Source organism: Enterobacter sp. WCHEn090032, assembly GCF_003986875.1.
GTDB classification, from domain to species: domain Bacteria; phylum Pseudomonadota; class Gammaproteobacteria; order Enterobacterales; family Enterobacteriaceae; genus Enterobacter; species Enterobacter sichuanensis.
This window is the reverse complement of the sequence record NZ_RXRN01000047.1, coordinates 1-8,919: the sequence shown is the minus strand read 5'-3', so window position 1 is coordinate 8,919 and position 8,919 is coordinate 1. Positions and strand designations below refer to the sequence as shown.

At 54.2% G+C, this 8,919-nt stretch carries 7 protein-coding genes and 2 pseudogenes; all 9 read right to left on the bottom strand.

Translation table 11 applies throughout. The features are described 5' to 3' along the window. Positions 1–375, bottom strand: a pseudogene (locus tag EKN83_RS22810) (RHS repeat protein); the annotation flags it as partial. 102 nt (positions 376–477) lie between these two features. After that, a pseudogene (locus EKN83_RS22800) lies at positions 478–772 on the bottom strand (YciI family protein). Between the two features lie 222 nt (positions 773–994). After that, entirely contained in the window at positions 995–1,351 is a 357-nt protein-coding gene (locus tag EKN83_RS22795; protein WP_126801753.1) for a hypothetical protein, read from the bottom strand. Next, complete coding sequence (locus EKN83_RS22790) at positions 1,348–5,772, bottom strand: RHS repeat-associated core domain-containing protein (RefSeq protein WP_126801752.1); 4,425 nt, start codon at positions 5,770–5,772, stop codon at positions 1,348–1,350. Before EKN83_RS22790 ends, EKN83_RS22795 begins: the two co-directional genes overlap by 4 nt. Before the next feature lie 3 nt (positions 5,773–5,775). After that, entirely contained in the window at positions 5,776–6,216 is a 441-nt protein-coding gene (locus EKN83_RS22785) for a DcrB-related protein (protein WP_025760310.1), read from the bottom strand. Positions 6,217–6,276: 60 nt separating this feature from the next. Further along, a complete protein-coding gene (locus tag EKN83_RS22780) occupies positions 6,277–7,338 on the bottom strand; it encodes a hypothetical protein (RefSeq protein ID WP_224752846.1) in 1,062 nt (353 codons plus the stop codon). An 18-nt stretch (positions 7,339–7,356) separates the two neighbouring features. Further along, on the bottom strand, positions 7,357–7,797 hold the full coding sequence (locus EKN83_RS22775; RefSeq protein ID WP_260591350.1) for a hypothetical protein: 441 nt from the start codon (positions 7,795–7,797) through the stop codon (positions 7,357–7,359). A 190-nt stretch (positions 7,798–7,987) separates the two neighbouring features. Further along, a complete protein-coding gene (locus tag EKN83_RS22770) occupies positions 7,988–8,482 on the bottom strand; it encodes a hypothetical protein (protein WP_260591349.1) in 495 nt (164 codons plus the stop codon). Then, on the bottom strand, positions 8,475–8,919 hold a 445-nt coding region (locus EKN83_RS22765; protein WP_409513612.1), incomplete at its 5' end, for a bacteriophage T4 gp5 trimerisation domain-containing protein. The genes EKN83_RS22765 and EKN83_RS22770, both read right to left, overlap by 8 nt.

Genomic DNA, 8,919 nt, shown 5'->3' with positions numbered 1-8,919 from the left:
TTGCCCCAGGCGGTGTTCGCCATCGTACCGGTAGTGCCGGATCTGGCCGTTATCCTTCTCTACGGTACGGCCGTGGATGTCATAGCGCCAGCGAATACCGTTCAGTTGCGTGACCCGGTTATGGGCAATCTTCTCTCCAGCGCCCTCTAACGGGTTACCAGCCGCATCCCAGCGCCACTGCTCTTGACCGGGCAGCATGCCGTACTTAACGAGCAGGCGCCCGGCTCTGTCGTACTGCCAGCGGTACCAGTTAAACGGGTTACCGTTCCGTACTTCCCGCACCAGGTTATTACGGTAGTCGTAATCCCAGCGGCGGGACCAGCGGCGCGGCGACGGGCGTTGGGCATTGCCGGTAAAGATGTCCCGTCGATAAAGATTACATCGTTAAAGATGGCGACGTGATGAACTTCCTGTTCAACGTCTGAGTCGTCTTGAATGAAAAAAACCACGCCCTGGCGTGTTTTTTTTATTGCGGGGTCAAAACACATTGTCTAAGAGTTCTGTCTTCATACTGGGTTCAAAGGGAATGATCTCAACAGTCGCAAGCTTTAACCTCTGAAAAGGGTCCTCGCGTAAGAGCTCTTCAAGAGAAGCAAGACTCTCGCATTTAGCGAGAATGACACTACCGTTTCTTGGGATCCCTCTACCGGATGTCAGGAAAATCCCCTCTGCGTCCCCCTTTTTAAGCCACTCCACATGAGCAGGTATCGCTTCGTCGATTTCTTCGAGTGGTTTTATATAGGGCTAAAATAACTTCGTAAACTGTTCTCATCCTTTGCCTCTCAGTTTGTCTTATCGCAAGTAATACTTAAATCTTCCGTTGGTTTTACAGAGACGAATCCACTTATAGCATATGATTACATTATAATTCTTAGCGGAGCTTTAAGTCTTAAAAAGGGATCACTACGAGATATTACTATATGCCTCAACATAATAATGCCATAACATACAATAAAACTGACAAGATATTACTTCTTAAATTATTTTATTTAACTTAATCACTAAAAATAAAGTTATCTTCTGCCAGATTATATTTTTTCCTGTATTCTTTTTCCCACTCAAAGTATCCGTCAGGTTCATCTGGAGAAACTCCCTTTGTCCAATATTGATCACCATAAGCAATTAACATTGCCCAATGATACTCACTTTCATGACTGCGCAAAGCGACAGACATGTAATCATTTTCCTTAATACGAACCAGTGGAGAGGCTAATACTATACGTTCAGCCTCACTCTCTGTTTTATTCGCATATTTAACAATAATCGCTTTAATCAACTCAACCCAACTATAGTAATTAAAAATAACACTTTCATTAGAATTACTGAATTGGATACCATCGATAATATTCATTGACCTTTACACCTTTTTTTTACTTTATAACGATCAAACACGGCTGCTGCTTTATTTGAGAAAATAGCAAGCTGTGAACCTATGGGCTTAGCCTTTCCTCCTTTTTTTACAGCACCTGGGTTTGCTAACATTGGTCCACTTACAGCATCATAACTATGTGCAAGTGTGTTGGCTCTACCCTGAGTTACAAATTTAGCCCATTCATTATCAGCAGACTCAAATACTTTTATATTTAGTTTATCGAGTTCTGAATTCGGTATATCAAATTGCGTTATAGTTGGATGTCCTCTCAGCTCTGCCCATTTAATAGCCTGTGATTTATCAGTAGTTACGTAAAAACCACCTTGATTAGAAGGATTAAAATCTAATCCATGCCTCCCCATAGAAGGATTAATCTCGCCCCGAATATCACCAGCATGATAGAAAGTCGTTGATGATAAGCCAAGAGGATCAATATATTTCAGCGCATTCGGCGCATACTGGTAAAGGTTTATCCCCCCCGCCAGCCCTATCGGGTCCTGCTGCGTAAACCGTCCGCAGTCCGGGTCGTAATACCGGAACAGATTGTAGTGCAGCCCTGTCTCACGGTCCAGGTATTGCCCCTGCATCCGCAGGTTCTGGGAATATCCTGATAACTGCGTTTCGCTTTCCCGCAGCAGCTTGCCCCAGGCGCTGTTCACCCCTTCCCAGCGCACCTGCCCTTCGCTATCCGTCATCCGCTCCGGCGTGCCGTTGGGCTGGCAGTGGAACCAGAAGATCTCCGGCGCTTCCACGCCGTCAATACGCGCCAGCGGGTCGTAGCTGTCCTGGTCGCTGTAGACGTAGGTCAGCGGTACGTCTCCGCGCAGCTCCTGCAGCAGGCGGAACCCTTCCCAGACAAACCGGGTGGTCACCGGCTTGCCGGTTGGCTGACCGCCCAGCATCTGCTGGCGCGTTTTGATGATGCGGCGTCCGAGCGGGTCGTAGCGGAAGCTGACCTGCGTCTGCGGCCTGTTGCGATCCCGCGGCTGGCTGATAACCTCCGTCAGGCGGTGTTCGCCGTCGTACCGGTAGTGCCAGCGGATCTGGCCATTATCCTTCTCCACGGTGCGGCCGTGGATGTCATAGCGCCAGCGAATACCGTTCAGTTGCGTGACCCGGTTATGGGCAATCTTCTCTCCAGCGCCCTCTAACGGGTTACCAGCCGCATCCCAGCGCCACTGCTCCTGACCGGGCAGCGTGCCGTCCTGAACCAGCAGGCGCCCGGCGCTGTCGTACTGCCAGCGGTACCAGCTGAACGGGTTATCGTCCCGCTCTTCGCGCACCAGGTTATTACGGTAGTCGTAATCCCAGCGGCGGGACCAGCGGCGCGGCGACGGGCGTTGCGCATTGCCGGTAAAGACGTCCCGGCGGTGCAGTCGGCCGAGGCGGTCGTACTCGCTGCGGGTGGTCAACAGCCCCTGGGTGCGGCTGGTCTCACGGTGGAGTTCGTCGCGGGTAAAATCCGAGACCGACAGCTTATCGAGAGCAATGCTGAGCAAATGCCCGCTGCCGTAGTAGAACTGCTTCAGCTCGCGGCCATCGGGCAGCGTGACGGAGGTGCGGTTGCCCAGCGCGTCATACTCCCACGCCAGCTCACCGTGCTCGCCCGCTTCGCGCGTCACGCGACCGAGCGCGTCATATTCAAAGACGAGCTCCTGCTCTGCCTCGGTGCTCCACGCGTCGGCTGCAAGCGCAGGATGCAGCCCAATCCGGCTTAACAGCCCGGACGGAGTGTAGTGGTAGCGGGTCTGTCCTTCCGGCGTGGTGCGGGCGACCAGCTGGCCACTCGCGCTCCAGGCGAAGGCGTGGGTGATGGCCTCCGGATGCCCGGCGGCAAAGGTGCGCGAAATCGTGCGTCCGCAGGCGTCATAGCGATATTGCGAGGCCACGCCATCCAGCCCCACCTCTTCCAGCAGCAGCGAGTCTGGCCCCCAGCGGAACTGATACGCTTCGCCGTTTTCGTTTTCAAGGGCAATCAGACGCCCGCGACTGTCCCAGCGGCGGCGAACTTCCTCACCCTGCGTATTACGCGTGGTGGTTAAGCGTCCTGCCTCATCGTATCTGAACTCCCTTTCTTTACCATCAGCGCCGGCATGCTTCACCGGCAGGCCGCGTGCGTTCCATTTGAGTGACTCCGTCCAGCCTTCGGGACGATCGAGCTGCACCGGGCGCCCTGCGGCGTCGTAGCGATAACGCGTCTCTTCGCCGTCAGCACCCGTCTCGCTCTCCAGCCAGCCCAGCGGATAATACCGATAGCGGGTTGTGCGGCCAGAGCAGTCCGTCGCGCGCACCACCTGTCCCGCCTCGTTGTACTCCTGGTGGCGGCTGTTGCCGGCGGCATCGACCTCCTCAACGACCTGACCAAACGCGTCCCGGTGCAGCAGCGTCGTCTGCCCCATCGGGTCCACCACGCGCTGCAGGCCGTGATGTTCGTCGTACCAGAACCGGGTAGCGCTGCCGTCGGCTTCAATGATGGCTGACGGCAACGCGCGATGTTCCAGCCAGGTGGTGGTGCGGGCATTACCGTCGGCGTCGATCTCCTGCACCCGGTTGCCCATCTCGTCATAAACAAAGGTGACGGCGTTACCCAGCGGATCGATGCGACGCGTCAGAAGTTCGTTGTCATCCCACTCGTAGCGCCAGTTTTCACCGCGCTCGTCTACGTAGCGGACGATCAGGCTCTGCGCATTCCAGTAGTGCTGACGCTTCTGACCATCATAGTGCTCGACGGTCGTCAGCCCGGCGGCCAAATCGTAGCTAAAGCGGCAGCCGTCGCCGGTGCTGGTGCGGTTTTCCACCACGCGCCAGTGGTCAAATTTTTGCCAGCGGTACTCGCTCTCCAGCCCACCCGGCAGGCGGTGCCAGACCATCAGGCCGTGGTCGTTATAGCGGTATTCGCGGGTGACGACGCCGGAGGCATCCGTCGCGCTCGACAGCTGACCGCGTGCGTCGTAACCCCACTGCATCAGCGGCCAGGTACGGTCGCCGTCGAAATGGCTGGCTCCGGTCACGCGCTGCGGGAACCGTTCGTCCTCATAGCGCAGGGTAACATCTATCGCCCGTGGCTCATCGTGAAGACCAACCAGACGTCCGTGCTCGTCCCACTCGGTCAGCAGGGCGTTGCCGTATTCATCGCTCAGCGAGGCCAGACGCAGGATGGAGGGGTTGACGCGGGTCGGTTTGTACAGACGCCACACCGCGCCGTCATCGTCGGCAATCGCCACGTCGCCGCTCTCATTGCGGCGGATGATAATGCCTTCGCTGATGCTGTAAAACGCCCGGTCGACAGGCGGCAGTTCAAAGCTCAGCTCGCGTCCGGTTTCGTCGAACCAGGTCGCGCTGTTCTCTTCCAGCGTCAGATAGCTGTCAAAAGAGGTAGCCCAGCCCAAGCCAAACAGCCCTTCGCGGGTGGTCAGGCTGTTGTAGCTGCGCTGCCAGCGAAGCGGGAAGCGCCCCGGCAGCGAGAAATCGAGTTCATCATCGTCGTTCAGCACCTTCACGCCGGTGGCGGCGTGAACCGGGTGCGAAGAGCCAAACACGGCATTGACGGCCATATCGGCCAGCATCCCGCCGCCGGCAGCCGCCAGCGCGCAGGGCATGTTTTTCAAAATCTTGCCCGGACGACCGCGCAGCAACGAGAGCGCAATCATCCCCAGCGCCAGGCCTGGGGTTTTGCCGCTTTTAATATCGCGAACCGTGAGCGTGTCGCCGCCAATAATCACGTTCGGGGAGACGTCATCGGAAACGGTCCCTTCACAGGTGGTGCGATCTTTCGCACGCACCGCAGGCTGGCCGTTGATGAAAACGCTTTTTGAACCTTCCGCCAGGTACTGCGGTCCGGAGTGCTTTTCGCACGCCACCTTGTCTTCTTCCAGCGGCGAGGTCCCCGCGGCGGCTGACGCCACGCTCGGCTGCCACATTTCGCTGCCAAACTGTCCGGCAGCGGAAAGCAGCATGCCTGCGTAATCGGCAAAGCTGCCCGGTGACTGCGGCTCAGGTGACGAGGTATCTGCTGGCGTCAGCGTGCCTGCCGCGCGCGCGGCAGGGAGCGCATTGGTCAGAACGTTGCTGGAGCCGGTGGTGATTTTTCCCGCAGGCGACGGCGGGAAAAGCGCGTTGCCTAACCCCTCTGCGGCGTTGCTGATATCGTCTGTGATCCCCGCCACGTTTGCCAGAACGCCGCCAATGATGCCGCTGAGCAAACAGCTGGAGCCAATCGCCGCCACGCCTGCGGCTGCCGCACCGGCTCCCAGCAATGGCGCCGCCACGGTAGCTGCTGCCCCCACCGCCGCGCCGATCACCGCATAAGCGGCACCTTCCGCCACAATGCTGGTGATATCCGCAAAAATGCTGGAGTGAATAATCTCGTCGCCCTTACGGGCCGCGTTGTTATCGCTCATGCCTTACACATTCCGGTTGTCGTTTAGTGTCAGACTCTGCTTAAGCGCGCTCCAGCGCTCCTCGTCCTCTTCGGTAAATGCTCTGAGTGCTGAGAGAGTGAAAATCATCAATACCGGTTTGCCCGGCGTCTGCACGGCCAGCTGTTTTTGCCACAGGCGCTGCCCGTTATGGTCAAAGTGGGTTTCAACTTCCAGACCGGTGATTTTGCCGTCAGGCCCGGCTTTCACGTGCCGGAATTCGCTCTGGGCGACCTCACCCATTTGAGGTCGCAGGACATCCCACTGGCGGTGAAACTCTTTCTCATAATCGCTGCCATCCGGGATAGCGCCGCGGCTGACCACCACGGACAGCCCGCTTTCGTCATCGCGAATAATGTTCATGCTGTTATCCTGCCAGGCCGCAGGAAAAAGGGAAAATGAACCTTCCTGGAGGGTGTATTTCATAGGGGATCCGGGATAATTGATATTGAGAGAGATACGTTGGACTTTTGACTGGCTATTTTATTATTTAAGCCAGTGACCTTGCTGCTCAACTAAAATATGGCTGCCTTTGCTGACAACCAGTTTCAGTGGTGCATAGGTCACGGTATAGGTAACTTCACTATTCTTATAGCTTGAGCCGATTACTTTACCTGTGGGATCCTGCAGTGTTTTTCCTTTTAAGGTGATCGTACTGTTATCACTTTTACGTACACCGAGATAATACATCTGGCTACATTCACTCTCGAAACGCCCACATTTATTTACCAGAGAAATAGTGAACTTATCGGTATCGAGCTTTCTGGTTTCAGCGTTACGAACGGGATCAGCTTTATTTAACGTATAACGCAGTGGCGCATAATAATTCCCTTTCTGAGGAGGCGTCACTAAACGCCATTCCATTTTACTTGCGTTAATTTCCAGAACTGCTTGTCCATCTACGCCGCCAAACGTGGAGTCGAACTTAACGTTCGCCCGATTGCCTGCAATCGTACCGCTTAGGTTGCGTTCATCCTCTGCAGGACAATCGATGCGGTTTCCTCTCTGAGAGATATAGCAATAAGACCCGGAAATACGGTCGCCTGATTCCACTAACCGCAGGGTTAACGTCGAGTCGGTTCCCGATTCGCCTGTCCATACCCCGTCAAATGCGCGTCTTGCCGGGCTGTTCGTTGCAAAATGCATCGCTTTGAATCTGGTCGCCCACTGCTGAATATCGGGATTCACCACCTGACTACGATCGGATGACTGATAATGAACAATGTCTGACTCAGGAACGACCCAGGCCGTATAGAGTTTGCCGTCAGGTTCAACGACCAAAGCGGACGCATTTTCCAGATAAAGATCTTTTAGCCAGCCTTCAACAAACAGCCCTCCGTCTGAGGTGGCATGGGGTTCGCCAAAGACATCGAAGTTGCTAATAAACGTCTCGTAATCGCTACCCAGCGTCTTCCTGAGCGTCTCTTTCACTTCGCTGTCGTTCACGATACGGCTTACGGTATCGAGCGCATTATATTGCGATAGCTCAGGCGCGGCTGATGTTGCAACTGAGCCCAGTAATAGCGCGGTGAACAATGCGCATGCCAAATATCTCCTGGTCACAAATTACTCCCGGGCGCCATTGTCGTAATTCATTGTTATTGTCACAACCTTGCCGTCTTTAATCTCGAAAGAGAGCAGCCTGTTACCCAATTGATAAAAACACCATTGTTCCCCGGCATCATTTTCAATCTGACCATTGCCATATGTCCTGCTGAGTTCCCCGGCAGATGAACCCACATGAATACCGCGCGGCGTTTTACCCTCCCCTGCGGTCAGCGTAATCTGCGACACGATATAGTCATCAATACTGCGTTCGGCTTTATCCCACCAGAGATTGGAAACATAAATGCCGAACCCCGTCTTTTGATGCTGGTAGAATGTATAGTGGGTTTCGTCAAAAGGAACCTCACCGACAAAATGGCCCTCTACCGGCAGCTCAAATTTACGCGCAACGTCATCTGTCCATCTTTCGCCCAATGAGACCGTCTGGTCTTTCAGCTGCACAGTAAAATCCTGTTTAACTAAAACCGGTGGTATATCGTGTGCAAGCACCTCATAGCAGTTCAGAGAGAGAGATATCACGGTAAAAGCGAGAAATGTTGGGGTGTGAATTTTCACGTTAATCATTTTTCATCGAATTTTTATTACCCGGTTCTCCGAAGGAGAAAAAGGCCTTTTATGACAATGAGATGTCTTAGTCGGCGCTAATGACAACCGAGTCCAGACAATCAGGTTTATTTACGGTGAAACTAAAGCTTATTTTCTCTCCATTTTTGTCTTTTGACGCGGTGTAGCTGGTCACTTCATTCCCGGAGCGGCCTCGGGGATAGTCAGTTAATTCCAGATGCGGGTAGTGCTGTTTAACGGCATCAAGCGTTATGCACCGGCCGGAGGGCGAAAAACTGAGAAATGGTGCCGCGCCGTTGCGATCTTTACTTAAACGTAAGTCAATCGCGGTTATGTTCGTTCCGTCAGCGAGAGTGATATCCTCAGTATTGTAGAAGTTAATATATTCATTGTTTTTGATCATTTTAAACGGCAGCGGCGCGTCGCTCAGATTCCTAACGGATAACGTTTTGAGTGAAGCACTCATCCTGGAAACGAAGATCCAAAGATCGTTTATTTTTACGTCTCCGCCACCCATCCCCGTCGTTAATAACGCGACAAGCACCGCTCCCGCTTTACTCACCTTTGGTCGTGAATTTCGCCTGAACGGCCGCATCAATGTCTCCTTTGTGTCCCGCGCCCGGTGCCGTGGTACCCGGTTTTGTGCCAGAGGTATTCAGGTGTAGCTTACCGCCCGTCGTAATATGGCCATCCCCTTCCACAAAGAAGTTAAACTCTTTGCCGATCAGGCTAATTTTGCCGTTCGCGTTAAGCTCAATGGCGCTTTCACCGGAGACCAGCCTCAGCTTTGTTCCGGAAGCAATAACGTACTGCTCCACCGCCGCGTCCAGCTTGCCTTTCCCCGTCAGGATCTCAGTCCCGCCTTTCACCGCCTGGATCTGATTCGCCTCCACGCGATGCAGCTCATTTTTCTTCACGTAATGGCTACGCTCGCCGCCGACGCTGTGCATTTCGTCATTCTTGATGCTGGTATCCATATTCCGCTCGGCCTGGATCCAT

Excerpts from the sequence above, each read along its gene's own strand:
- EKN83_RS22795 (WP_126801753.1), bottom strand. The coding sequence starts at position 1,351 with ATGAATATTATCGATGGTATCCAATTCAGTAATTCTAATGAAAGTGTT.
- EKN83_RS22790 (WP_126801752.1), bottom strand. The coding sequence starts at position 5,772 with ATGAGCGATAACAACGCGGCCCGTAAGGGCGACGAGATTATTCACTCC.
- EKN83_RS22785 (WP_025760310.1), bottom strand. The coding sequence starts at position 6,216 with ATGAAATACACCCTCCAGGAAGGTTCATTTTCCCTTTTTCCTGCGGCC.